This is a genomic window from Fructilactobacillus sp. X8R2C1 (assembly GCF_059900955.1).
This window is the reverse complement of sequence record NZ_JBWXVI010000002.1, coordinates 273,809-299,522: the sequence shown is the minus strand read 5'-3', so window position 1 is coordinate 299,522 and position 25,714 is coordinate 273,809. Positions and strand designations below refer to the sequence as shown.

Here is a 25,714-nt window from a genome sequence, read left to right as displayed (position 1 = left end):
TTTGGGTGGAACCGCGCTAATGGCGTCCCTAGTATTGATTTACTAGGGACTTTTTTTATGAAAGGAATGAGTAAAATGGCTAAATTATCATTTGAGTTTCCAGATGGTAACAAGAAAGAATTTGATTCGGGGGTTACTGCAGCAGATATTGCCAAGTCAATTTCAGTTAGTCTAGCCAAAAAGGCAGTTGCGGCTAAGATTGATGGAAAAGTTGTTGATTTGATGCAACCACTAAAAGATGGTGGCAAGATTGGCATCATTACTTCCGGTTCTGATGAGAGTCTTAAAATCCTACGACAGGGTGCTGCTCAGTTACTGGAAACGGCGGTCAAAGAAAAGTATCATGATATTCGCATTGGTGAAATTGCCGCTGATGAAGATGGTTTCTTTGTTGATACTGACAAGGAAGATCGTCAAGTTAGTTCAGATGAACTAGATGAATTAGCTGATAAAATGAAAAAGATCATCAAAAATAACGCTATCGTCGAAAGGGTTTATCTAAGTAAGGATGACGCTTTAAAAGAAGTTGATGGTGATCCTTATCAAGCACAACTAATTGCCAATATTGATTCTGATAATATTCTTTTTTACAGTATCGATGGGGTTAAAACGCTAGCTCAAGGGGTAGTAGCTCCAAGTTTGAAAGATCTAAAACACTTTAAGCTCTTGTCTGTTGCTGGTGCATATTGGGAAGGCAAATCATCAAACCCAATGCTTCAAAGAATTTATGGCACGGCCTTCTTTAAAGCTGATGACCTAGATGAAGATTTGAAGAAGCGTAAAGAGGCTAAAGAACGTGACCATCGTGTTATTGGGAATAACCTCGACTTATTCTTTGTCGATCCAAAGGTTGGAGCTGGTCTTCCTTACTGGATGCCAAAGGGTGCAACGATTCGTCGTACAATTGAGCGTTATATCACTGATAAAGAGATTGCTCATGGTTACCAACATGTTTATACCCCAGTATTAGCTAATTTGGATTTGTATAAGCAATCTGGTCACTGGGATCACTATCGAGACGACATGTTTCCACCAATGAAGATGGATGATGACGAAATGTTGGAACTACGTCCAATGAACTGTCCATCTCATATTCAGATTTACAATCATCATATTCGTTCTTATAAAGAGCTTCCTCTACGCATTGCTGAACTAGGAATGATGCATCGATACGAAAAGTCTGGTGCACTTAGTGGTCTTCAACGAGTTCGTGAAATGACTTTAAATGATGGTCATACGTTTGTTGCTCCTGATCAAATTCAAGAAGAATTCAAAAAAATCTTGAATTTGATGATGGAAGTTTATCATGATTTTGACATTAATAACTATACGTTCAGATTAAGTTATCGTGATCCAAAGAATACCGAAAAGTACTTTGACGATGATGAGATGTGGAACAAAGCGCAAACGATGTTAAAGGGTGCCATGGATGACTTAGGTCTTGATTACGTTGAAGCCGAAGGTGAAGCCGCATTTTACGGTCCTAAGCTTGATGTTCAAACTAAGACGGCTCTGGGAAATGAAGAGACGTTATCTACCATTCAACTTGACTTTATGTTACCGGAACGATTTGATCTTCATTATGTTGGTGAAGATGGTAAGGAACACCGTCCGGTTATGATTCATAGAGGAATTGTTTCTACCATGGAACGATTTACCGCTTACTTAATTGAAATGTATAAAGGTGCTTTTCCGACATGGCTTGCACCCGATCAAATTCAAATCATCCCGGTTAGTGATGAAAAACACGGAGATTACGCACGTAAATTAAACGAAAAGTTTCGTGCGTTAAACTTACGTTCCAATGTCGACGAACGTGGTGAAAAGATGGGATACTTGATTCGTGACGCACAAACCAAGAAGATTCCATATACACTAGTTGTTGGTGATGATGAGATTAAGAATAATACGGTTTCTGTTCGTAAGTATGGTGAAGACGATAGTAAAGATATGTCAATTGATGACTTTATTTCAGAAGTTCTTCATGATATTGCTACTTACTCACGTAATGATGATGAAGAGTCTAAGTCAGTTGACAAAATTAAATAAAGTTGGTATTATTATGTAGTCAAAAGCAGAAGCTTCCCGCTTCTCGCCTGAGTGATTTTGATCGCTGGGCAATCTACGAATGAAAGTCCTAATGTTTTTAGGTGTAGCGGGTGCTCTGTAGCATCCGCTATTTTTCTGCTTAAAATTACCTGGAGGTGAATTACCATAGCAAGAGATAAGATGGTTAACGAGGGTATCCATGCTCGCGAGTTGAGATTAATCGGTGCTAATGGAGATCAATTAGGAATCAAATCTACTAAAGAAGCTTTGTCAATTGCTGAAGAAGCTAATTTGGATTTAGTTGTTGTTGCTCCCAAAGCAAAACCACCTGTAGCCAAGATTATTGATTACGGGAAATATCGGTTTGATCGCCAAAAGAAAGAGCGTGAAGCTCGAAAGCGTCAAAAAACTGTTAGTGTTAAAGAAATTAGGTTAAGTCCTACGATTGATAGTAATGACTTCAACACCAAACTTAAAAATGCCAAAAAGTTTTTGACAAAGGGTGAACGTGTTCGAGTTTCTATTAGATTTAAGGGACGTGCCATTACCCATAAAAGTATTGGAAGAGATGTCTTAAATAAAATGGCGGAAGCTACTTCTGACGTTGCCGATGTAACTCAACGAGCAAAGATGGATGGCCGAAGTATGTTCTTAATGCTTGCACCAAGTAAGAATGAAAAGAAATAACTCATTTAATTGGGTTATGAATCGATGAGGAGGAATATAATATGCCAAAATTGAAATCAAATCGTGCTGCCGCAAAGCGTTTTAGAAAAACTGCTAATGGTGGTTTAAAGAGTGGTCATGCCTACACTAGTCACCGTTTTCACGGTAAAACTAAGAAACAACGTAGACATTTACGTGGAACACGTATGATGGCTAAGTCAAACTTGAAGACTTACAAAGAATTACTACAAAAATAAGCGAATAATATAGTTTGTATAGGGGGATTTTAATATGCCACGAGTAAAAGGTGGAACTACCACACGTAATCGTCGTAAGCGTGTTCTTAAATTAGCTAAGGGATACCGCGGTGCTAAGCATCGTTTATTCAAAACTGCTAAAGATCAAGTAATGAAGTCACAGGAATATGCCTTTCGTGACCGTCGTGCCAATAAAGGTAATTTCAGAAAGATTTGGATTGCAAGAATTAACGCAGCCACTAGAAATAATGGATTGAGTTACAGTAAATTCATGCATGGTTTGAAACTTGCTAACATCGATATGAACAGAAAAATGTTAGCTGACTTAGCAGTTAACGATGCTGATGCCTTTTCTGCATTAGCGGAAAAAGCCAAAGCAGCATTAAAATAAGCCTAAAAAACTTTCACCGCTCTTGTTTGGTGGAAGTTTTTTTATCGGATTGGGATGCTCCCAATCTATACATAAATGATTTAAAATAGAAACATCAATTCTTATTTACAGAGAGGTCTATATGCTATCATTATTCAAACCGACTTGGATGGTTAACAATATTTATCAAATTTCCCCAGAAAAACTTGAAAGTTACGGGATTAATGTAATTCTGACCGATTTAGATAATACCCTAATTCCGTGGAATAATCCTGAGGGAACCGTAGAACTGCGCGATTGGCTCAAAAGAGTTCGAGATCATGGAATCAGGGTGATTGTGGTTTCAAATAATAATCGGGAAAGACTAGAGAAAGCTCTTACTAGTCTTGAGTTACCATTTATTGCCCGGGCTTTAAAACCACTTACTTTTGGGATTTTAAGGGCTCTTAAAACGTATCGTTTAAAACGAAGCCAAGTGGTAATGGTGGGAGATCAAATTTTAACGGATATATGGGCCGCTAACAATACTCGAATTAGAAGTATTTTGGTAAAACCATTGGTTACTTCAGATGCGTGGAACACACGGATTAATCGTTTCTTTGAAACGTTTGTATATGCACAATTGATGCGAAAGTACAGTGATTTAAAGTGGAAGGATGATATTGATTAATGGATAATGATGAAAATAATGAGCCCTTATATTGCATTGGGTGTGGGGCACAAATTCAAGATACCGATCCGAAACAGGCTGGTTACACGCCTAAATCAGCAATCAAGAAGGGAATTGATTCTGGAAAATTATACTGTCAGCGTTGTTTTAAGCTTCGTCATTATAATCAAATTGAACCAATTAGCATCTCAAATGACGAGTTTGTAAAGTTATTGAGTGAAATTAGCGACACTGATTCGTTAGTAGTATACGTCGTGGATGTATTTGATGTAGATGGAAGTATGATTCCTGGGATTCAGCGCTTTGTTGGTAACAATCCGATTATTTTAGTTGGTAACAAATTAGACTTGTTGCCATCGTCGTTCAACCAGAACAAAGTTAAAGATTGGTTACGTCAAATGGCAAATAAGAATGGAATTAGACCCATTGATATTGAATTAGTATCTGCCAAGACGAATCAATCAGTCGACGATCTGTTAAAAGCCATTTCAAAAAATCAGAAGGGCCGAGATGTCTATGTGGTTGGAGTAACTAACGTTGGCAAATCTACCTTAATTAATCAAATTATCCAACAAAGCACTGGTGAGAAGCAGGTTATTACGACCTCTAAGTTTCCTGGTACTACCCTCGATTTGATCAAAATACCGTTGGAAGATGGAAAAGAATTGATCGATACACCTGGTGTCGTTCATGAAGATCAGATGGCTCACTATTTAAGTTCTAAAGACTTGAAGTATGTTTCACCGCAAAAACGGATTAAACCCAGGACTTATCAGTTGGATCCAGGGCAGACGTTATTCTTAGGTGCGATTGGCCGGTTTGATTTTATCTCGGGGGAACGTCATGGCTTTACCGTTTATGCTGACAATAATCTGATGATTCATCGAACCAAATTAACAAATGCTGATGAATTTTTTGAGAAGCATGCCGGTGAATTATTGACCCCACCAACTGGTAAGGACAACGTCGTTGGGTTAAAACGACATGAATTTAAAATTACTGACAGAAGTGATTTAGTGATTGAAGGACTGGGATGGATTACCGTCCCGAAAGGCTCCACGGTTGCTGGATATGCTCCTAAGGGTGTGTCAGTGTTAGTTAGAAAAGCAATGTTTTAGGAGTATTTAATAATGAATTTAAAGGGAAAACAAAAACGATTTTTAAGAGCAAAAGCGAATCATATGCGGCCCATTTTCTCAGTTGGAAAGAATGGGTTAGATGAGACTTGGATGAATGAAGTTAAAAATGCTGTTGATCACCGTGAATTAATTAAAATTAATCTTCAACAATCTGCCGATGTGGATGTGAGTGACGTTAAACAATTTATTGAGAATAACTCGGACATCCAAGTTGTCCAAACGATTGGTAAGACACTTTTATTGTTTAAGGAATCAAGTAAGGACAATTATCGTAAATTATCGATTGAAGTGGCAAATTTGTAGGAGATTGATTGATGCGCAAAAAGGTTGGAATTTTAGGTGGAACTTTTAACCCCATTCACTATGGTCATTTAATTATGGCTGAACAAGCTTTAACCCAATTAAACCTCGATTTAGTTCTATTTATGCCCGATTATTTGCCACCACATGTTGATCATAAGTCCGCAATTGATGCTTCTGATCGGGTTAACATGATTAATTTAGCCATTAGGGATAACGCTAATTTTAAAATTGAAATGATTGAAGTAAATCGCAAGGGGAAAAGTTATAGCTATGATACGATTAAGGAATTAACTAAAATTCATCCCGATGTTGATTATTACTTTATCATTGGTGGCGATATGGTCGAATATCTGCCAAAATGGTATCGAATTGATGATCTTATTAAAATGGTTAAATTTGTTGGCGTTAATCGTCCGGGTAATTCTGAGTCTTCTAAGTACCCAGTAAGTTTTGTTGACTCACCTGAGATAGCTATTTCATCGTCTTTAATTAGATCACATCTTGAAAAGGGTGAAAGTGTCAGATATTTGTTGCCAGATGCGGTGTTACGGTACATTAAGGAGCATGATTTATATGGATAAAGAGAAAATTAATTATCAAAAATATTCTAAGTATGATCGTGATCAAATTGTTGCCAAACTAAAAGCGACGTTAAAAGAGAAAAGGTTTCAACATTGCTTGCGAGTTGAAGAGACCGCCATTACCTTAGCACGAGAGTTTAATGTGGACGAAACTTTAGCTGGACTTAGTGGTCTGGTTCATGATTATGCCAAACAACGGCCGGATTCGGAATTTATTGACATTATTAAGTCCCATCATTTGAATCCAGAACTACTTAATTATGGAAATGCTATTTGGCATGGCTACGTGGGTTATTTGATTGTGGAATCAGAACTTGGGATTCATGATAGTCGAATTCTAAACGCGATTAAATATCATACGATCGCATCGCCTGACATGGACAAAGTTGCACAGATTACTTATATGGCTGACTACATTGAGCCAGCCCGTGATTTTGATGGGGTTGAAAAAGCTCGTAAGATTACCAATCAAAATTTATGGGATGGTGTTAAATATCAAACTAAAAGTACCATTTCATATTTGGCAAGCAATGGAAAGGCAATTTACCCCGGTGCGATTACAGCTTTTAATGTAATTGTTGCTGGTAAAAAGTAGGGGATTATATGGATAATAATAAAATTTTACAAAATATTGTTGAAACTGCTGATAGTAAACGCGCCCACGATATTGTGGTTTTAGACATTGAAGAATTGTCGTTGGTCGGTCGTTATTTTGTCATTATGGATGCTCCTAGTGTTCGTCAGGTGAAGGCAATCGCAAATGATATTATTGATCGATTGAGTGAGGAGCACGTTGAAGTTTTACGGGTCGAAGGGCTAAATACAGGATCTTGGGTATTAATTGACCTCGGTGATATTATTATTCACGTCTTTAAGAGTGAACAACGGTCCTTTTACAACTTAGAGAAGCTTTGGTCTGACGCTCCTGATCTTGATATAACTGATTGGGTCAGTGAAGACTGATATGATTTATTCTGAGTTTGCGTCATTTTATGATAAATTATTTGACAATTATCTATATCAAAAGTGGTATGAGTTTGTAGCTGATAACGTCCCTAAAGAAAAGCATATTTTAGATTTAGCCTGTGGGACTGGTCGCCTTTTGGTTACTTTAAAAAAAGCAGGTTATGTCGTATCTGGAGCTGATTTATCGGATGATATGCTGGCCATCGCAAATGATCATTTAAATGAAAGCCATGTGTTTGACGTGGCGTTAATTAATGCCAATATGCTAGACCTGGATGGTGTACCCAATTATGGTGCCATTACGTGTTTTGACGATTCGATTTGTTATTTAGAAAATATTGAGCAAGTTAAAACAATGTTTGCTCAGGTTAAAGGACATCTTGTTAAGAATGGTAAATTCTTATTTGATGTAATCACCCCTTATCAGACCGATGTTGTTTATCCAGGCTATATGTTTAACACCAACGATGGTGACCATGCTTTTATGTGGAATACCTTTGTTGGTGATTTTCCTCATTCAGTGGAACATGATCTATCTTTTTTTGATTACAATCGGAATATTAACGGTTTTGATGAATATAATGAAACCCATAAAGAACGAACCTATCCCTTGGTAGAATACATTCAGGCACTGAATGAAATCGGATTTAATAACGTTAAGGTGACGAGTAACTTTGGAAAAGATAAGGTTAAAGATGATACTACCCGTTGGTTCTTTGTATGTAGTGAGGAATAATCCAAATGAAAGCTGTTGGAATAATAACCGAATATGATCCTTTCCATAATGGTCATCTTTATCAATTACAGGAAGCTAAAAGACGAACTGAAGCGGATGTAACGGTAATATTTATGAGTGGTAATTGGACTCAGAGAGGTGAGCCAGCTATCTATGATAAATGGATCCGCACTCAGATGGCTTTAGATAACGGAGTTGATTTAGTAATTGAACTTCCAATATCGGATGCGGTTCAACCTGCCAGTATTTTTGCAGAGCGGTCGATGAAACTTGTAGAAGCTTTGGGCTGTTCATACTTATCGTTTGGTAGTGAGCACAGTGACTGGAATTTTACGAAGTTGGCATCTATTGACGTTCATCCGTCTGATAATTTTCATAATTATAATTTTTCCTATCCAAAATTATTTCAACGAACAATTAAAGAACAGAGTGGAATTGATTTAATTAAGCCAAATGATACACTTGCGTATTGGTATGCAAAGGCCAATCAGGAGTTAGGTTCCCCTTTAAAGCTAGTTCCGGTTAAACGGTACAGTAGTGAGCATAATAGTGGAGAGTTGAGTGGAAAAATTGCGAGTGGCAAAGCTATTCGCGCTTCAATTAAATCACATGATCGTCATTACCAAAAGTTCATTCCCAATTCTTCTGTCGTCTTAGATAACGAAAAACCGGTTTTCTGGTCAGACTTTTGGCCCTTTTTACGTTATGAATTGACTCAAAGTTCGATAGCTGATTTAAATCAAATTTATCAGATGACTGAGGGATTAGAGAATCGTCTAAAGCAAATGGCGGTCAAAGACACAACCTATCAGGCGTTTATTAAAGATGTTAAGACAAAACGGTATACCTACACTAGGATTCAAAGACTGCTGGTCTATACGTTATTTAAAATAAAGAAAACACAAATGATTAGTTATAATCCAGTTGTCCGAGTTTTGGGAATGAACGATACCGGGAAAAGTTATCTGAATCAAGTTAAAAAAGCAATCCCATATCCGATCGTTGATCGAATTGGAAAAGAAGAATTTAATAATACGTTGGAACTTGAATGCCGTTCTGGAATTCTTTATGGAATGATCAATGGTCGAATGCAAGATAAATTTACTTATCCCATTGTTATATAGAAGACCGTGCTATCAAGGATAGGACCTTGACAATGAATTTTATGGTATGTATAATTAGTCGTGTTGCATTGGAGGTTAAATTATGAAGTGGTCATTTGAAAAACTACTAGGATATAAGAAAGAGCCGTTTACAACCCATGAGACAGTGGATTTAAAAGACGATTTAATGAATCGATATCCGAAAAGTATTCTTGATGCCACTTCCTTTGACGTTGATGTATCTGCTACTCCTGACAAGGGAGATGTGATTATAGATGCTCACGTCAAGGGTAGTGTAACAGTTCCTTCTTCACGATCGTTAACCCCAGTTAAGTTACCCATGGATTTTAACATTAGTGAGATTTATGTGTTAACTGAAACTGCGCTAAATCGATATGATAATGAAGAAGTAGTGTTAGTTATTGGTGATGACTTGATGATTGATTTTGATAAAGCAGTTGCTGATAACATAATTGTCAACATTCCGATGCAAGTTCTTTCACCAGAAGAGCAAAAAGGCAAAGCAATGCCTGAAGGAAATGACTGGGAAGTTATTTCTGAAGATGATTTTAATCGACAGGTGGAAGAAGATAAAAATGTTGATCCACGTCTTGCAAAATTAAAGGATTTCAAACCTTCAGACGATGACAAGACTTAAAAATTCACTAGTGGAAATCAAATTAAGAGGAGGTTGTGAATAATGGCTGTACCAAAGAGAAAAACTTCTAAAGCAAGAAGAAACATGCGTCGTTCGCATGACAGTTTATCAGTTCCTGGCATGAGTCCATGTCCTAACTGTGGCGAACTACGTAAGTCACATTTTGTATGTCCTAACTGTGGTTACTATGACGGTAAAGAAGTAGTTGCCAAAAAGGGTTAATTTAAAATAAAGAACTTCAAAAACACCATGGGTTTTTGAAGTTCTTTTTTTGTAATAAAAAACCGACAATTTAATTGTCGGTTTTATTTACTCGTTATGATTATGATGCTGTTGTTTTCCCGCATTACGTTTTCGGTTGTTTTCGTGTTCAATCTCAGTTTCGGATTCTCCAGATTTAGAAACTGTATTTTTGGAGCTGGTTGTTGAACTTGGTTCGGCCCCTGTCTCAATCTCTTCTTCTAATTCCTTTGGAATGACAACTTTGGGAGGATTCTTTTGGGCTTTTTCATTAATTTGTTTTCTAATTCGTGGACGGGACAAATTGATGATAAAGGTCTGAACGCAGGCAAATAATCCGCCAATAAAGAAGTAAATTCCTAATCCAGCTGGGGATGAAAGAGTAACAAATAGAATCATGATCGGACTAATTAACATCATAATCGCCATTTGCTTTTTCTGTTCTTTAGGGATCCCAACGGTTGAAAGGTATCCCTGAAGTGCATAAGCCAGAAACGACAAGACGGCTAATAAGATGCTGGATTGGCCTAGTTTAATGCCCATAAAGACGGTATGAGAAACTTCAGGTGAGTAACGAATAGCTGCATACAGAGCAGCAAACACTGGCAACTGGATCAATAATGGCAAGCATCCAATTCCACCTGTCATACTGATTCCGTTGTCTTTATAGAGTTGCATCATCTGCTGATTTAAGGCAACCTGCTGTTCTTTGGTCGTTGCTTTTTTTAGGAGTTGTTGAATCTTGGTCATTTGTGGTTTAACCAAATTCATTTTTTCCTGTTGAATAGTAGATTTTTTCATCTGACTAATCATCATTGGTAAAAGCAAAGTTCTAACAATTACGGTAATTGCGATCAGGGCCCATCCATAGCCACCAACGTATTGTGCTAGCCAATCCATAACGTGTTGCCCGGGAACGGCTAAATAATGATAAACGAATCCAAAGGGACGTCCCTTTGAATCGGTTCTTACACATCCAGTTAAAAAAATGCCAACCATGGCAATAAAACCGAATAAACCTAGTTTCTTAATTTTTTTCATTTATTTAACTCCTAACTTTTAAGTAACATGTTACATACTAACCTAATAAGAATATTTCAGCAATTTCAAGTTAGATTTTAATTGAAAATGAATTTGGAACTTTTGGAAGTTTAATTGACTGTGTTTTAATGTTTTGGATCTTAGCAAAACTATTGGGTGCAGTTTTAATTGAATGAATAAAATCGTCTAACTCCGATTTAGTCCCATTTGCGATGATTAAAACGGTTCCGTTGGGCATGTTTTGGACACTTCCAGTAATCGAATATTGATCTGCGATTTTTTTAGTACTATATCGAAATCCAACGCCTTGGACAAGTCCTGAAACGATTATTTTGACTGACTGATTGTTTGACAAAATGATTCTCCTTAAAAGCGTTTACCGTAACTGTGATATTATAAGAACAACAATATCAATTCTAATTCATTTTAAGGGGAATATAAATGGAAAGAATTAATTCTAAACAAAACCAAACCATTAAAGATATTAAAAAGTTACATACCAGTAAAGGAAGAAAAAAGAGTGGAGAATATTTAATTGAAAGTTGGCATCTGGTATCCGAGGCAATGAATTATCTTAAAGCAGATCAGTTGGTAACCATCTTAGCAACCGAAGATCAATATTTGGCTCATGGAGATGACCTTTCTGGTGAAAATATCATTGTTATATCAGATGAAGTTGCTACTGAATTAAGTGATACTTCGACAACTCAAGGAATTTTTGCCGTGTGTAAGATTGAAGAACCAAAGATTGATGTTGCTAAAGTTAGCGGAGCTTGGCTTCTGCTTGATAACGTTCAAGATCCCGGTAATATCGGAACGATGGTAAGGACAGCGGATGCCGCAGGTTTTTCTGGAGTGATCTTTGGTGACGGAACTTCTAGTGAATATAACGGGAAGGTTTTACGTGCCATGCAGGGAAGTCAGTTTCATCTTCTTATTATTAAAATGAATCTAGAACATGCCGTTGAGATGTTTAAGAAGCTAAAAATTAAGGTATATGGGACAGAGCTTAATTCCAGTGCCATTAACTATCGAGATGTCCCTTCTAAAAATGATTTCGCTTTAATTATGGGTAATGAGGGGAATGGAATGAGCCCTGGCTTACTAAAATTAACTGATGATAATTTGTATATTCCCATTGAGGGGAAGGCTGAATCTTTAAATGTGGCAATTGCGGCTGCTGTTATCATGTTTCGAATCAAAAATTAAATTGTTTCTTAAAGTGAGTCCTTATGATTGAATGGAACTTATCTAATTGGGTAGAATTAACCTAGAGACGGATTGGAGTAATGTAGTATGGAAACAGAATCGTGGAAAGATGACCCTGAATATGTTTCAATCATTTCTGATTTGTTAGAAAGTCCGCAAATTCAAAAATTAGGTGATTACACCCAACATCACCATTCGACTAGATTGAAGCATTCAATTGCAGTGTCTTATGAGAGTTATAAAATTGCTAAAAAGATGAATTTAGATTATCGAGCGGCTGCCCGTGGCGGATTATTGCATGATCTATTCTATTATGATTGGCGAACCACTAAGTTTGATTTAGGTTCACATGCATATATTCATCCACGTGTTGCCCTAAGAAACGCCAAAAAGATCACTGATATCACTCCGAAGGAACAAGATATTATTCTAAAACATATGTGGGGGTTAACCCTTGCAAGACCCAAGTACATGGAAAGTGTGATTGTTTCACTTGTTGATGATTATTCGGCAGTTGATGAATTTTTCTCACCGATGAAGAAAAAAGTTAAAGGATTATTAAAAAGATAAGTTAGGAGGATATGAGAATGGATTTAACTGATAAAGAAATCATTCATTTGTGTCCTAAATTTCAAGTGGCGTTTCAAATTCTAGGGAAAAAATGGAACGGTTTAATCATTGAATCATTTTTATTGGCCGGACCACTTCGATTTCGCGAATTAGCCAATAAAGTTGAGGAATGTAGTGATCGTGTACTGACCGAACGCTTAAAAGAGTTGGCTAAAGTGGGAATCGTAAAAAGACAAGCTGATAAGAACTCTGGAGTGGTTTATTATCAGTTAACTTCTAAGGGTGAAGAACTTCGTCCGATTATGAAGGCGGTTCATGGATGGTCTGACAAGTGGTGTGATCCTGATCATGCTTGACCAGTGATAAAAATTGCTATAATATTTATTTAAATACAATGATAAAAGAAGTAGTAGACCGACGAACACAGAGAGTTCATGTTAGCTGAAATTGGACGTTACGGTTGAATTCGCTTTTTGATGTTAGCATTGAATATTAAAATGTTCGGTCGATGTCGTTATTCATCATTATAAGTGCGCACTTTGGTGTGAATTTGGGTGGTAACGCGATGCTTCGTCCCTTTTTTGGGATGGAGCTTTTTTTATGGAATTGGAGGTTAGTATGGCTTTAAAAGAAGATTTAGAACAAATTAAATCCAGTGGGTTGCAGGATATTGAGGCTACTAGTGATAGTAAAGCTTTAAATGATTTAAAGGTGAAACTTTTAGGAAAAAAGGGCTCAATTACAAAAGCCCTTCATGGAATATCATCACTTCCAGTCGAAGAAAGACCAAAGATTGGTAGCTTGGCGAATAAAGTTAGAGACGAACTTTCAAAAAAGATTGATTCCAAAAGATTGGAATTAGATCAAGCCGCTCTAAACCAAAAGTTAAAGGATGAAAAGATTGATGTCACCCTGCCAGGTGACTCGGTTCCAAAGGGGCATCCTCATGTTATCCAACAAATTATTGATGAAATTGATGATATTTTTATTGGAATGGGCTACCAGGTTCTTTCGGGTCCTGAAGTAGAAGAGGAAGTTTATAATTTTGAAATGATGAATCTGCCGAAGAACCATCCCGCAAGAGACATGCAGGATACTTTTTATATTACCAAGGATATTTTAATGAGAACTCATACCTCACCGATGCAGGCACGAGCACTTCAAAAACATGATTTTTCTAAAGGCCCCTTAAAGATGGTTTCCCCGGGCGTAGTTTATAGGCGTGATACTGATGATCCAACTCATTCTCACCAATTTCATCAGGTAGAGGGAATTGTGATTGATAAGCACATTACGATGGCCGATTTAAAGGGAACTCTTGAGGTAATGACACACAAATTGTTTGGGGATAAATTTAAAGTCCGTCTCAGACCAAGTTACTTTCCGTTTACCGAGCCATCAGTTGAAGCAGACATTACCTGTTTTAATTGTAATGGAAAGGGTTGCGATGTATGTAAAAATACTGGTTGGATTGAGGTCCTTGGGGCAGGAATGGTTCATCCTAACGTTTTAAAAATGGCTGGAGTAGACAGTAGTGTATATGGTGGATTTGCCTTTGGGGTGGGTCCCGACCGATTTGCCATGCTGAAATACGGAGTAGACGATATTCGAGACTTTTATCTTAATGATCTACGTTTCTTGTCACAATTTGATTAAGGGAGGAAATAAATTTGCTGATATCTTATGAATGGTTGAAAGACTATGTTCAAATTAAGCTTTCTCCAAAAGAACTAGCTAACAAAATTGAAAAAACGTCAGTTGAAGTTGACTCCGTTTTTAAGCGGAGTGATGGATTAAAGAAAATCGTGGTTGGAAAAATCTTGTCCATTAAGGATCACCCCGATGCAGATCACCTTCACATTACGCAGATCGATGTCGGCGAACAAGAACCGATTCAGATTGTTTGTGGTGCGCCAAACGTTCAGGTAGGCAAAAAGGTTATTGTTGCTTTATCTGGAGCGCGAATTGCCAATAACGTTAAAATTAAGAAGTCCAAGATGCGTGGAGTTGAATCAAACGGTATGCTCTGTGCCTTAGATGAGATCGGGTTTGATAAGTCATTGGTACCTGATGAATGGAAAGACGGAATCTATTTCTTACCAGATAATGCCCGAATTGGTGACGAGGTTTATAACTATTTGGGAATGAATGAATCGTTAATTGATTTGGACGTCACTCCTAATCGTGGAGACATGTTAAGTGTTCGTGGAACTGCTTATGATTTGGGGGCGGTATTTAATGAGTCGGTTGACTTCATCGAACATGCTAGTGCTCCAACTGGAACACACGACAGCGAGGAATTTGTTTCAGCAAAGGCTGATACTAATTTAGCGCCAATTTATAAGCTTAAAGTTGTTAAGGGCGTAAACGTGAAGCCTAGTCCACTTTGGCTTCAAATTAAATTATGGAATTCAGGCATTAAACCAATCAATAATGTCGTTGATATTACTAATTTTGTTATGACTAAGGTTGGACAGCCAATGCATGCCTATGATCTTGACAAATTAAAAACTAATAAGGTTGAGGTTAGAAATGCTAAAGATGGTGAGTCAATTACGACTCTAGATGGCAATGACCGTAAATTAACCGACACGGATGTTGTTGTTGCGGCTGACCAGCCAATTGCTTTAGCAGGACTAATGGGTGGAAAAAATTCGGAAGTTACTTTTGACACTAAAAATATTTTATTGGAGGCAGGAGTTTTTGATCCAGTTAAAACCAGGAAGATGGCACAAAAACAGCTCTTACACACGGATGCCTCACAACGCTTTGAACGGGGAATTGACCATGGAAACGTTGAACAAGCACTTGAGTATGCTTCGGGAATGACCCAAGATTTAGCTCTTGGTCAATCTCAACAAGGGGTTGTTAGTGGGAGTGATGTTGAGGTTAAGCCACGAGTGATTTCAATTTCAACTTCTCACATTAATCACGTTCTTGGGACTAATCTTAGTGACGAGGAAATCATTTCAATCTTTAAACGTCTAGGTTTCTCAGTTGAGGCATCTGGAGACGATCTGACGGTCACGGTTCCTACTAGATGCTGGGACATTCAAATTGATGCTGACTTAATTGAAGAGGTTGCCAGAATCTATGGATATGACAATATTCCGTCAACATTACCAATCACTCAAACGACTGAAGGTGGACTAACACCAAAGCAATTAATGATTCGAAAATCTAGAGAAACACTTGAGGGACTTGGATTAACGCATGCTATGTCATATTCGTTAACTACAAAAGCCAAGGCAAAGATGTTTATGATAAATGGTAGTCATGAAACTAATTTGCAGTGGCCAATGACAGAGGATCATGCCGTTTTACGTATGAATTTAATTTCAGGATTATTGGATGATGTGGCATATAACCAGGCTCGAAACGTGCTTAATGTGCCACTTTATGAGCAAGGTCGTGTTTTTTATAAGCAAACTCCTGATCAGATAAGACCAGACGAAGTGGAACATATTGCTGGTGCCATTTCTGGATCGTTAGTTGCTCCAAGCTGGGACCAGAAAGCTAAGTCAGTTGATTTTTATCAAATTAAGGGAATTCTTGAAAAATACTTAGAAAGTCTTTCCTTAAAGGGTGACGTTACTTATGTTGCGACTGATAAAATTCTCGAAATGCATCCAGGTAGAACAGCGCTTGTTAAACTAGATGATCACATCATCGGTTTTTTGGGAGAAGTTCATCCAGAAGTCGCTAAACAATTTAAGATTAAAGAAACCTATGTTTTTGAACTTGACCTTGATTATTTAAATGCGGCTCCTAAGTCTGGACAACAATACCAAAAGGTTGGTCAGTATCCTGCTATTCATCGTGATATTGCTATGTTAGTGGATCGTACCATTACTAATGAGGACATATATAATGTAATTATTAGAAGAGGTGGTGCCTACTTACAAAATGCTACCGTGTTTGACGTATATCAGGGGCAAAATGTGCCTGAAGGCAAAAAATCAATTGCCTATTCATTGATTTTTGAAGATCCTAACGCCACTTTGAAAGACGAGACTGTTGATAAAGCGGTCGATAAAATACAAAAACGTTTGACCACTGAATTAAGCGCTGAGATTAGATAAGGGTGGATTCATAATGAGTGAGAGAAAAAGGCATTTGGGTGGTTTTATTTCCAAAATTAAAACTAGTTCATTTGGGAAGAAAATTATTTATTCTGTGATTGCAATTATTGTAATTTTAGTAATTGCAATTGCGTTATTTGGACATCACTATTTTAAAACTTCACTTCAACCACTGGATCCTCATGATAATGAAGTGACTCAAGTTAACATTCCAAGAGGCGCTTCCACCAAAAAGATTGGGGCAATCTTACAGAAGTCAGAGGTAGTTAAAAGTGGAATGGTATTTAATTACTATGTAAAATCACACAACATCACTAGTTTTAAGTCAGGATATTATCAATTAAAGCCGTCAATGTCCCTAGATACGATTGCCAAGAGTTTACAAAAGGGTGGAAGTTTCGAACCCATTCAAAGCACTGATAGTAAAGTTACCGTTCCAGAAGGAGCTAACATCGACCAAATTGCGGATATTGTGGCTAAAAATACCGATTTTTCTAGGGCAGAATTTATTTCCCTGATGAAGAATCGTAATTTCTTTGATGAAATGACCAAGGATTATCCAGAATTACTGGGGTCCGCTAAAGATGCCAAGGGGACCCGTTATCTTTTTGAAGGATACCTTTATCCAGCGACATATCCCGTCCCTAAACATTCGTCGTTAAAGATGATGGTCAGTTTAATGCTCGCTAAAAGCAATCAAATGTATGGTCCATATTATCAAAGAATGAAAGAGCAAAAGCTGACGGTTCAGCAAACTTTAACGTTAGCATCTTTGATTGAACGTGAAGGTGTAGGTCAAAATGATCGTAATAAGATGGCTGGTGTGTTAAGAAATCGCATTGAAAAAAAGATGCCACTTCAATCGGATGTGGCCGTTTTGTATGCACTTCATAAAAACTCAAAGACACTTTCAAAACGTGATTTAATGGTTAATTCCAAATATAATCTTTATGTTAATAAAGGGTTTGGTCCTGGACCATTTGATAATCCCTCGATAAGCTCAGTTCAAGCTGTGCTATATCCAACTGATATGTCTAAAGGATATTTATATTTCTTGGCCGATCCGAAAACTAAAAAGATTTATTACGCTAAAACCTTAAAAGAACAGCAAAATAACATTAAAACTCATATGGATCGATAGTGGAGGATTAAAATAGTGAAAAGCAAAAAAAGACCTGTAATTATTGGAGTTACTGGAGGTTCTAGTAGTGGCAAAACTACGGTAAGTAGGTCAATCTTGAATCGTTTGCTGGGACATTCAATTGCAATCTTGCAGCAAGATTCTTACTATAAGGATCAATCCAATATGACGATGGACGAAAGAAGACAGGTTAACTACGATCATCCGCTTGCTTTTGACACTGATTTAATGGTTAAGCAATTGAAGCAGCTGTTAAACTATGAATCAATTGAGAAACCGGTTTATGATTATTCCAAATTCACCCGGAGTGGTGAAACTGTCACTCAAGAACCACGTGATGTAATTATTGTTGAGGGGATTCTAATCCTTGATGATAAAAGGCTCCGGGACCTAATGGATATTAAAGTTTATGTAGATACTGATGCTGATATTCGCGTCATTAGGCGGATTGAGCGGGATACCAAAGAACGTGGTCGAACGCTTGATTCGGTAATTCAACAATATTTAGCAACCGTTCGCCCCATGCATCTCCAATTTGTTGAACCCACGAAACGATATGCTGATATAATTATTCCTGAGGGTGGCAAAAATCAAGTAGCAATTGACTTACTAGTTACTAAAATTCAGTCAATTTTAAATGACGTTGGTGACGATCCGATTAGTAATGCAATTGATACGACAATATAATTAAGTTGCCAAACTTTAATTTAAATGGTATTTTAATTTTGAATAAAATAGTGAGGTGTAAGAATGGCTGAAGATGAAATGTACCCGATGACTGAAGAGGGGAAAGAAAAGCTCGAAACTGAATTAAAAGATTTAAAGGTCAATCAAAGACCAAAGATTGTTGATCGAATCAAAGTCGCTAGAAGTTACGGCGATTTATCTGAAAATTCTGAATACGAATCTGCCAAAAACGAACAAAGTATGTTAGAGAGCAGAATTGCTACGGTAGAGCACATGCTACAATATGCTCAAGTGGTTGATAAGGAAGAGACCGACGAAGATGAAGTAACCGTTGGAAAAGAAATTCAGTTTAAGGAACTACCTGATGAAGAGCCAGAGACATTTACAATTGTCGGAGCTGCTGAAGCTGACCCGATGAGTGGAAAAATCTCGAATGATTCTCCAATTGCACAGGCTTTGCTTGGCCATAAAGTAGGGGAAAACGTTGATATTGATATTCCTGCTGGCGTAATGCATGTCAAGATATTATCAGTTAAATAATAATTTTAATTTAAAATAGGGCAATCGTCTCCAGTGACGATTGCCCTATTTAGTATATCTTTTTTTAAACCAACTTCTTAAAATTAAGGTGAGAAGTGTCAAAGCACTAATGATTATTCCCATATTTAAGAATGGTGGCCAATATGAAAGCTGAATGTGCTTCATTCCTTTTCCAGTTTTAAGTGCAATGAAGTAATGATCCCATTTCGTGATTGAATGTTTCTTTCCGTTTATTTGGGCACTCCAGCCTTTCGAGTACGGGATACTTGAAGCAATTACTGAATTAGAACTGTTTGTCTTTATATCAGCCTTTACCGTTCGTGCGTTTGGGCTGGATATTTTTTTGGTTCCCGATTGAAGTTTTTGATCGGTTTGCTTAAATAAAGAATTATTTAGCTGGTATAAAGTAAAGTTTTCTAACCAAAGTGATGACTTTTTCAAGCTGATTTTTACTTTAATCTTTTTGTTTTTTGCGTTATTGGCAATATTAATGACCTTAATCGAATTAGATTCAGGACTAAGTGACAGTTGGTTACCATCAACTGACAAATCACAGTTACCGTTATTTAACGCTGTTCCCATCGTTAAGTAGTAAGAGTCATTAGTTTTTGGCTTAAACGTGAGATCAAGAGAGGCCGGCTGTAAGACGTTGACTTTGTTGAAGATGGTGCCAGTAAGTTGATTGTGTTTGGTTACGTTATTGTATCTAACGTGATTGAAGTTACTGCTCGAAAAGAGGTGACTTTGGACTTGGTTGTCCCCCGCTAGATTTGACCATAGCTGTGCTTGGTATTGAATGGGATCTGGACTGGCAGCATTTTTGTGGATTGATTGGTTACTGGCTCTAAACATCATTGGTAACGCATACGGGTCTCCGTATATTGAGAATCCCTCAGATGATCCCATGTTTTTGTATGAGTTTTGGTCATATCGTTCTGGGAATTCTCTAATACCTGGAACGTCAACTGAAGCTGTGTAGGGACGAGCCAGATGGTATTTCATTGAGAGCAGTGCATCTGAAACCATGGTTCCACTGGAATATTCGATTACGCCATCGCCATTTGGCTGACCAATTTTTCCAACTAGATCAGACATTTTAGGATTCATGACGGATGAAAATAAGGAAGCACCATAAAAATTAAAGTTAAAGGGGTCGTTTTTAGTTCGGGAAAAGTCCTTGCTGATTCGATATGGGCCATCTAAAGAATGATGTTTCAGGTAAGTTGTGACATGATCTAATTTATTTACGTAACCACGGTATTCTGAGTTACTTAAGTATGAGATGTTATTTAAAGAGAGAATAAGATTAATGGTAATCCCAAAGACAATTAGTGAAAAAACACCCAAATTAAACCATTTTTCATTCCGGAAGTGGGTTAATAAAACGATGATGGCGGCTAAAATCATAAGTCCCTCAATCACAATTGTGAACCATTTAAGGTAGTTATATTGAGGCATTCTAATGGTGGTATAAGCGACCATTAGTGCAAGCAATAAAATTATGAGCCACGTTCCAATTTGCTTAAAACTAATTGCCTGAATGTGAGATAAGCTAACTAGCGCGACCATGATGAACCAAAAACATATTACAAACGAAAAACGGTAGGGGTACCAGATTGGAAACTGAAATGCATGCCAAAATAAGTCGAGTGGCTGAAAACACGTTGACAACAGTAAAAAGATGGTCATTACCAAAGTGAAAATTCGAGTTTTTTTGGAGAAGGTTTTATTAACAAAGAAGAACAAAAATAGTACCAAAATCGTTTCTGAAATAAAAAGGTTTGGTAAGCCCTTGGGCATTTGGTCAAAATTAAAGGCCCCAGGAGCAAATTTAGTTACTAAGTCAAGCATTGGATATTCAAATTTAAAGTTCAATTTATCAGAAAATCCCTGGCCCTTGGAGTTAATCAGTGAATAAATGGTTGGCAGAAGAATGAAAGCAGCTAATCCCACCGAAATTAATCCATTTGCGACTAGTCGCAAAAATCCAACAAACATATCTTTGATATTTGAAACATTGATGGCTAAATAGTAGATAGTTAGTGCTACGATAAAAATCGTAATCATGTATGCCATATAATAGTTAATGATCAACATAGCGGTATATGATGTAATGAAAAGTAGTTTTTGGTTGTTTTTTAAGAGTTTAACTAAACCAAGCACAATTAAAGGAAGTAAAATCATGGCATCAAGCCAAATGATATTTAGGTTATTTGCAATCATCCAACCATTTAATGCATATGCAGTTGCAAATGATGACAGTATGAGTGAAGAATTAGTAAGATGAAGTTTGCGAACTAGAATGGTAAAGGTCAAACCAGATAAGCCAATCTTTAAAAGTAATAGGATGAGAATCCCTGATGGGAGGGATGCGTTATTAAAAAAGAGTAAGATAAGGTTTAATGGACTCATTAGATAGTAAGCCCAAGTCCCGATCATTTCATTCCCTAGTCCGTTAGAAAACGAATAAAGAATTGATGAAGGATGGTGCAAGATGGCTCTTCTAAAATATGCAAAAAAATCAACGTACTGTTGTCCTAAATCAACCGTTAGAATCGTATTATTTCCGAAGGGTGCCATATTGCGATATGCTGCGTATAATGCCATAATAACTAGTGGTATTAAAAAGCTTAGGATTAATGCGAAGTTTTTAGATAGGCTCTTTTTTATTTTTTGGTTAAGCATTTAATTACCTCATTAATTTATAAAGCAATGAATTATAATAAGATTAGGTTTGTCGTTTTTCTAATAAATAGAGTATCATATATAAATTAAGAAAAGCGCCATAAGTGATGAATTCGAGTTATTAATTAGTTAAGGAGCGTTAGCATCGTGAGAAACTTTTTTGATCGGTTATTTAGAAGAAGGAGTCGGGATTCAAGCCGGCGAAACGGTAATTCCAAAATTCCATTTCGACTGAATTTTATCTTCGCAATTGTTGGAATATTGTTTGCAGTTTTAGTATTTCGACTAGCATACATGCAGATTTTTCAAGGATCAGTTTATAAATCTGATGTTAATCAGAGCGATAATTCAGTTAAGTATGGTAATGTTCCGCGTGGGATGATCTATGACTCAACCGGGAAAGTTTTAGTTGGTAACAAAACTCATCGGGCCATCACCTATACTAAAGGATTAAGCGTAATGCCCCAGGAGATTTATAATGATGCCAATAAACTTGGGAGTTACATCACCCTCCCAACTAAAGGGCTTACTAAAAAGCAGATTGGTGAATACTACTTGGCCGATAAGACTAACCTTGCAAACGCTACTAAGGAAGTTCCTAATGGAACAAAGTTAGCGCCACAAGCAGCCTACAATAAGGCTTTAGATATGATCCAGAATGGAAAAATTGTAAAGGTTACCCCTCAAATGAAGAACGCAGCTGCTATTTTTACGGAAATGAGTGGGGCTTATCAATTATCAACTACCAACATTAAAACGGATGGTGTAAGTAACAAAGAAATTGCTGAAGTTGGTGAACATGCTTCTGAAATGCCTGGAGTTCAGGTTGGAACAAGTTGGTCTCGTGATTATCCATCTGGAAATGAGATTCAAAGTATTGTTGGAAATGTTTCATCCAGTAAAACTGGGTTACCTTCTGATCGGGTTAATGAACTTTTAGCTGAAGGGTATTCAAGAAATGATTCAGTTGGACAAAGTAATTTGGAACAACAATATGAACCAATTTTACGTGGCTCTAAGTCCCAGACCGAGGTTAAAGTTGGAGGGGATAACAAGATTGTTAAAGAAGTTAAGAAGTATCCAGGCCAACGGGGCCAGAATCTTCAGTTGTCCATTAACTCTAAGTTTCAAAATAAACTCCAAGATTTGGTTAAGGGTGCAGAGTCTGGTGGCGTTGGTGATTCAACGGGAGCTTATGCCGTTGTTATGAACCCAAAGACCGGTGCGGTAATTGGAATGGCTGGTGTTAACCGTGATCCTAAGACTGGTAAAGTAACACCAAACGAATTAGGAACCATCAACAGTGCCATTGTAATGGGATCGGTTGTTAAGGGTGCAATGGTTTCAGGTGCCCTAATGGATAAGGTTATTACACCGAATAACAGTACAATGGAAGATATGCCAATTGATATTGGTGGAGCTAAGAAGAGTTCTTGGTTTAATAAAAATGGTGAGGCCAACATGCCGGTTAACGCCCAGGGTGCTCTAGAGGTTTCCTCTAACTCTTACATGATGCAACTTGCTATGAAAGAAGGGGGCTTCAGGTATAAAGCAGGAGGATCACTTAACATGAGTCCCAACATTTTTAACATCGAACGAAACTACTTCAATCAGTTTGGTTTAGGTGTTAAGACTGGGATTGATCTACCGGGTGAAACTGCCGGCATTCAAGGACCATCAACGTTTGCTAATATTGGGAAATCTTTGGATGAATCATTTGGTAACTATGATTCGTACACTACGATTCAATTAGCCCAATACATGTCCACTATTGCTAATGGCGGATATCGTTTGAAGCCACATGTGGTTCAAAATGTAAGATCAACCAATACCAAGAACGGACAACTTGGAGATGTTCAGAATACGACGATGCCAACGGTGTTAAATGAAATTCCAATGACACAACAAGAACGAAACGTTGTTACACAGGGATTGTATCAAGTAGTTCATGGTACCAATAAATATAAAACCGGTGGAGATTTGTCAAGCCTATCTCCCGAAGTATCTGCTAAGACGGGTACTGCCCAAACATTTTACAATGGAAAACCAACTGTTACTCTGAGTTTGGCTTCCTATGCACCATCAAAGGATCCACAGGTAGTGGTTGCATTAGCCATTCCTAATCTCCCGGTTGACGCTGAAAGTAATAATTTGAATCTTGCTAAACAAATTTATCAAGCATACTGGGATGATGTTCAGAATAAGCCATAAAATACTGTTAAGTAAAATTACTTAACGTTCTTTAAATGAGACTGGATATATAGTGCTAAAGATGTTAATATTATGATTGTTGAATTAGTTATAAAAAACGAATATGTTTGGAGGTATTTGACATGCGTGTTTATATCACTTTGGAATGTACTGAATGCCACGAACGCAATTACTTATCAACTAAGAGTCGTAGAAATAATCCCGATCGCTTAGAATTAGAAAAGTATTGCCCACGTGATAGAAAAGTTACTTTACATCGCGAAACAAAATAAGATTTTGGGTTTTTACCCAAAATCTTTTTTATTATAAAATTAATGGGTGATGTAAATGAATAAAAATAAAGTTAGAGAATTAGTTTTAAAAAGAATGAAAAATGCTAAGCCATCGGATCAATTCTTTTATGGGTTGTATGAAGCGCTCTTTAACCTTCAAGAATGGCAGAACGCTAAGGTGGTTGCCACAACCATGAATACCGCCATTGAGATTCCCACAGCTCCCATCATTTTTGCGGCTTTAAATGATGGGAAAAAGGTGGTGGTTCCTCATACACTTCCTAAGCATCAGATGGAGTTTGTTGAGCTTAGCCATACTTTAAAGTTTCAAAAGACTAAGTTTGGGATCTGGGAGCCCGTTAATGGAAAGACGATCATCAGTAATTTGATTGATTTGATGGTGGTTCCAGGAGTTGCTTTTAATCCTGATAGTAATCAGAGAATTGGTTATGGTGCGGGATTTTATGATCGTTATTTATCTCGATTTGACGGCTATAAGGTTTCACTGGCCCAAGAAGCACAAATCGTTTCTGAGTTAAATTGGAAGCCAGATCCATTTGACGTTAGATTGGATCGGATTATTTTTTAGAGGATTTAAGATGATCAAACAAAAACTTAAAAGAGTCAATAATTATCCCTGGGTAACGTACTTATTACTGTTCATCATGGTAGTTGTATATTTAATGATGACTTTAAGTGGTGGCTCAGAGAACACCGTTAATCTACTAAAGTTTGGTGCGCAATATAACCCCTTAGTAAAAGATGGTCAGTGGTGGCGCCTAATTACTCCCATTTTTGTTCATATTGGTTTTCAACATATTTTAATTAATGGAATCACCTTATACTATTTGGGGAAATTAATTGAACCAATCGTTGGTCATTTAAGATATTTTGTCATTTTTATGGTTGCAGGATTTTGTGGAAATTTAATGAGCTTCGCGTTTGGAAGTGGAATTTCAGCAGGATCCAGTACCGCTATTTTTGGATTATTCGGTGCCTTTTTGATGATTGCTTTTCAGTATCGTGGTGATTCATTTGTCAGAAGTACTGCAAAGACGTTTATTCTTTTTGTGGTAATTAACCTTGTGTTTGATATCTTTACACCTGGTATTGATATTTTTGGTCATATTGGCGGATTCATTGGTGGTTACCTGATTAGTTTTGTTGTAGGATTAAAGCACAATATCAATTTAAATAAAATTATGAGATTATTTTATGCAACCGCTTTAATTATTGGTATAATAATAATGTACTATTTAGGTTCTGTTCGTTGACACGTTGTACATAGTTAATTTAGGATGATGATTAAAATGACAACTCTATATGATGTTCAACAACTGTTAAAAAAATTTGGAATATATGTATATGTCGGTAAACGACTTTGGGATATTGAAGTAATGGCCTTAGAACTCGACCATCTTCATGATGCTCATGTAGTTAGTGATCGAGAGTTTACATCCGCAAAACTAGTATTAACACGTGAACACAGGATTGAAGAAAAAAACTTAAAATCTAAAAATGAGACGGGAGGTCTATAG

At 37.1% G+C, this 25,714-nt stretch carries 30 protein-coding genes and 1 other annotated feature; of the genes, 27 read left to right on the top strand and 3 right to left on the bottom strand.

Annotation, left to right across the window (positions count from 1 at the left end; all coding sequences use genetic code 11):
- The first annotated feature begins 75 nt into the window (after positions 1-75).
- The 14 genes from thrS (at position 76) to rpmF (ending at position 9,720) form a co-directional block, all read left to right on the top strand.
- Positions 76-2,049: a threonine--tRNA ligase gene (gene thrS, locus AC6UD6_RS03660; protein WP_500695755.1), complete on the top strand. Its 1,974-nt coding sequence runs from the start codon at positions 76-78 to the stop codon at positions 2,047-2,049.
- Between the two features lie 17 nt (positions 2,050-2,066).
- Positions 2,067-2,191 (top strand) — a sequence feature (ribosomal protein L20 leader region).
- A gap of 38 nt (positions 2,192-2,229) precedes the next feature.
- Positions 2,230-2,736, top strand: a complete 507-nt coding sequence (gene infC / locus AC6UD6_RS03655; protein ID WP_500693664.1) for a translation initiation factor IF-3 — start codon at positions 2,230-2,232, stop codon at positions 2,734-2,736.
- Between the two features lie 41 nt (positions 2,737-2,777).
- A complete protein-coding gene (gene rpmI, locus AC6UD6_RS03650) occupies positions 2,778-2,972 on the top strand; it encodes a 50S ribosomal protein L35 (RefSeq protein WP_010021583.1) in 195 nt (64 codons plus the stop codon).
- A 34-nt stretch (positions 2,973-3,006) separates the two neighbouring features.
- On the top strand, positions 3,007-3,363 hold the full coding sequence (gene rplT / locus AC6UD6_RS03645) for a 50S ribosomal protein L20 (protein WP_010021582.1): 357 nt from the start codon (positions 3,007-3,009) through the stop codon (positions 3,361-3,363).
- A 103-nt stretch (positions 3,364-3,466) separates the two neighbouring features.
- Entirely contained in the window at positions 3,467-4,012 is a 546-nt protein-coding gene (locus AC6UD6_RS03640; protein ID WP_500695754.1) for a YqeG family HAD IIIA-type phosphatase, read from the top strand.
- Positions 4,012-5,130, top strand: a complete 1,119-nt coding sequence (gene yqeH, locus AC6UD6_RS03635; protein ID WP_500695714.1) for a ribosome biogenesis GTPase YqeH — start codon at positions 4,012-4,014, stop codon at positions 5,128-5,130. The genes AC6UD6_RS03640 and yqeH overlap by 1 nt, the downstream gene beginning before the upstream one ends.
- A 12-nt stretch (positions 5,131-5,142) precedes the next feature.
- Entirely contained in the window at positions 5,143-5,454 is a 312-nt protein-coding gene (gene yhbY / locus AC6UD6_RS03630) for a ribosome assembly RNA-binding protein YhbY (protein WP_500695713.1), read from the top strand.
- 11 nt (positions 5,455-5,465) lie between these two features.
- Positions 5,466-6,035 carry a nicotinate-nucleotide adenylyltransferase gene (locus tag AC6UD6_RS03625; RefSeq protein ID WP_500695712.1) on the top strand — a complete coding sequence of 190 codons (570 nt, stop codon included), beginning with the start codon at positions 5,466-5,468 and terminating at the stop codon, positions 6,033-6,035.
- The gene (gene yqeK / locus AC6UD6_RS03620; RefSeq protein ID WP_500693668.1) at positions 6,028-6,630 is read left to right on the top strand and encodes a bis(5'-nucleosyl)-tetraphosphatase (symmetrical) YqeK; all 603 of its coding nucleotides are present in this window, start codon (positions 6,028-6,030) and stop codon (positions 6,628-6,630) included. The genes AC6UD6_RS03625 and yqeK overlap by 8 nt, the downstream gene beginning before the upstream one ends.
- A gap of 8 nt (positions 6,631-6,638) precedes the next feature.
- Positions 6,639-6,998 (top strand): ribosome silencing factor, encoded by a 360-nt coding sequence (rsfS, locus tag AC6UD6_RS03615; RefSeq protein WP_500693669.1) that lies wholly within the window; start codon positions 6,639-6,641, stop codon positions 6,996-6,998.
- A gap of 1 nt (position 6,999) precedes the next feature.
- Positions 7,000-7,737 (top strand): class I SAM-dependent DNA methyltransferase, encoded by a 738-nt coding sequence (locus AC6UD6_RS03610; RefSeq protein WP_500695753.1) that lies wholly within the window; start codon positions 7,000-7,002, stop codon positions 7,735-7,737.
- A 5-nt stretch (positions 7,738-7,742) separates the two neighbouring features.
- A complete protein-coding gene (locus AC6UD6_RS03605) occupies positions 7,743-8,861 on the top strand; it encodes a nucleotidyltransferase (RefSeq protein WP_500695711.1) in 1,119 nt (372 codons plus the stop codon).
- A gap of 82 nt (positions 8,862-8,943) precedes the next feature.
- The gene (locus AC6UD6_RS03600) at positions 8,944-9,498 is read left to right on the top strand and encodes a YceD family protein (protein WP_500695710.1); all 555 of its coding nucleotides are present in this window, start codon (positions 8,944-8,946) and stop codon (positions 9,496-9,498) included.
- A gap of 42 nt (positions 9,499-9,540) precedes the next feature.
- On the top strand, positions 9,541-9,720 hold the full coding sequence (rpmF, locus tag AC6UD6_RS03595) for a 50S ribosomal protein L32 (RefSeq protein WP_010021570.1): 180 nt from the start codon (positions 9,541-9,543) through the stop codon (positions 9,718-9,720).
- Positions 9,721-9,807: 87 nt separating this feature from the next.
- On the opposite strand, the gene yidC is transcribed toward rpmF, so the two are convergent.
- Together yidC and AC6UD6_RS03585 are read right to left on the bottom strand one after the other, a co-directional pair.
- Entirely contained in the window at positions 9,808-10,779 is a 972-nt protein-coding gene (yidC, locus tag AC6UD6_RS03590) for a membrane protein insertase YidC (RefSeq protein ID WP_500695709.1), read from the bottom strand.
- Positions 10,780-10,849: 70 nt separating this feature from the next.
- The gene (locus AC6UD6_RS03585) at positions 10,850-11,134 is read right to left on the bottom strand and encodes an acylphosphatase (protein ID WP_500693673.1); all 285 of its coding nucleotides are present in this window, start codon (positions 11,132-11,134) and stop codon (positions 10,850-10,852) included.
- An 86-nt stretch (positions 11,135-11,220) separates the two neighbouring features.
- On the opposite strand from AC6UD6_RS03585, the gene AC6UD6_RS03580 reads away from it, so the two are divergent.
- From AC6UD6_RS03580 to greA, 8 genes are all read left to right on the top strand, one after another.
- Positions 11,221-11,988 carry a TrmH family RNA methyltransferase gene (locus tag AC6UD6_RS03580; protein WP_500695708.1) on the top strand — a complete coding sequence of 256 codons (768 nt, stop codon included), beginning with the start codon at positions 11,221-11,223 and terminating at the stop codon, positions 11,986-11,988.
- An 87-nt stretch (positions 11,989-12,075) separates the two neighbouring features.
- A complete protein-coding gene (locus AC6UD6_RS03575; protein WP_500693675.1) occupies positions 12,076-12,558 on the top strand; it encodes an HDIG domain-containing metalloprotein in 483 nt (160 codons plus the stop codon).
- Positions 12,559-12,575: 17 nt separating this feature from the next.
- Positions 12,576-12,914 (top strand): winged helix-turn-helix transcriptional regulator, encoded by a 339-nt coding sequence (locus AC6UD6_RS03570; RefSeq protein WP_500693676.1) that lies wholly within the window; start codon positions 12,576-12,578, stop codon positions 12,912-12,914.
- A 262-nt stretch (positions 12,915-13,176) separates the two neighbouring features.
- On the top strand, positions 13,177-14,214 hold the full coding sequence (gene pheS, locus AC6UD6_RS03565; RefSeq protein ID WP_500695707.1) for a phenylalanine--tRNA ligase subunit alpha: 1,038 nt from the start codon (positions 13,177-13,179) through the stop codon (positions 14,212-14,214).
- A 14-nt stretch (positions 14,215-14,228) separates the two neighbouring features.
- Positions 14,229-16,640 (top strand): phenylalanine--tRNA ligase subunit beta, encoded by a 2,412-nt coding sequence (gene pheT, locus AC6UD6_RS03560; protein ID WP_500695706.1) that lies wholly within the window; start codon positions 14,229-14,231, stop codon positions 16,638-16,640.
- Between the two features lie 13 nt (positions 16,641-16,653).
- Positions 16,654-17,781, top strand: a complete 1,128-nt coding sequence (mltG, locus tag AC6UD6_RS03555; RefSeq protein WP_500695705.1) for an endolytic transglycosylase MltG — start codon at positions 16,654-16,656, stop codon at positions 17,779-17,781.
- Positions 17,782-17,793: 12 nt separating this feature from the next.
- Complete coding sequence (udk, locus tag AC6UD6_RS03550; RefSeq protein WP_500693960.1) at positions 17,794-18,468, top strand: uridine kinase; 675 nt, start codon at positions 17,794-17,796, stop codon at positions 18,466-18,468.
- 63 nt (positions 18,469-18,531) lie between these two features.
- A complete protein-coding gene (greA, locus tag AC6UD6_RS03545; RefSeq protein ID WP_500693680.1) occupies positions 18,532-19,008 on the top strand; it encodes a transcription elongation factor GreA in 477 nt (158 codons plus the stop codon).
- A 45-nt stretch (positions 19,009-19,053) separates the two neighbouring features.
- Here greA and AC6UD6_RS03540 read toward each other — a convergent pair whose 3' ends face one another.
- Positions 19,054-21,693: a YfhO family protein gene (locus AC6UD6_RS03540; protein ID WP_500695704.1), complete on the bottom strand. Its 2,640-nt coding sequence runs from the start codon at positions 21,691-21,693 to the stop codon at positions 19,054-19,056.
- 147 nt (positions 21,694-21,840) lie between these two features.
- Between AC6UD6_RS03540 and AC6UD6_RS03535 the strand changes: the two genes are divergently transcribed.
- From AC6UD6_RS03535 to AC6UD6_RS03515, 5 genes are all read left to right on the top strand, one after another.
- Positions 21,841-23,904, top strand: a complete 2,064-nt coding sequence (locus tag AC6UD6_RS03535; protein ID WP_500695703.1) for a peptidoglycan D,D-transpeptidase FtsI family protein — start codon at positions 21,841-21,843, stop codon at positions 23,902-23,904.
- A gap of 122 nt (positions 23,905-24,026) precedes the next feature.
- Entirely contained in the window at positions 24,027-24,176 is a 150-nt protein-coding gene (gene rpmG / locus AC6UD6_RS03530) for a 50S ribosomal protein L33 (RefSeq protein WP_500695702.1), read from the top strand.
- A gap of 55 nt (positions 24,177-24,231) precedes the next feature.
- The gene (locus tag AC6UD6_RS03525) at positions 24,232-24,765 is read left to right on the top strand and encodes a 5-formyltetrahydrofolate cyclo-ligase (RefSeq protein ID WP_500695701.1); all 534 of its coding nucleotides are present in this window, start codon (positions 24,232-24,234) and stop codon (positions 24,763-24,765) included.
- Positions 24,766-24,775: 10 nt separating this feature from the next.
- Positions 24,776-25,450 (top strand): rhomboid family intramembrane serine protease, encoded by a 675-nt coding sequence (locus AC6UD6_RS03520; RefSeq protein WP_500695700.1) that lies wholly within the window; start codon positions 24,776-24,778, stop codon positions 25,448-25,450.
- A 36-nt stretch (positions 25,451-25,486) separates the two neighbouring features.
- Complete coding sequence (locus AC6UD6_RS03515; protein ID WP_010021549.1) at positions 25,487-25,714, top strand: YqgQ family protein; 228 nt, start codon at positions 25,487-25,489, stop codon at positions 25,712-25,714.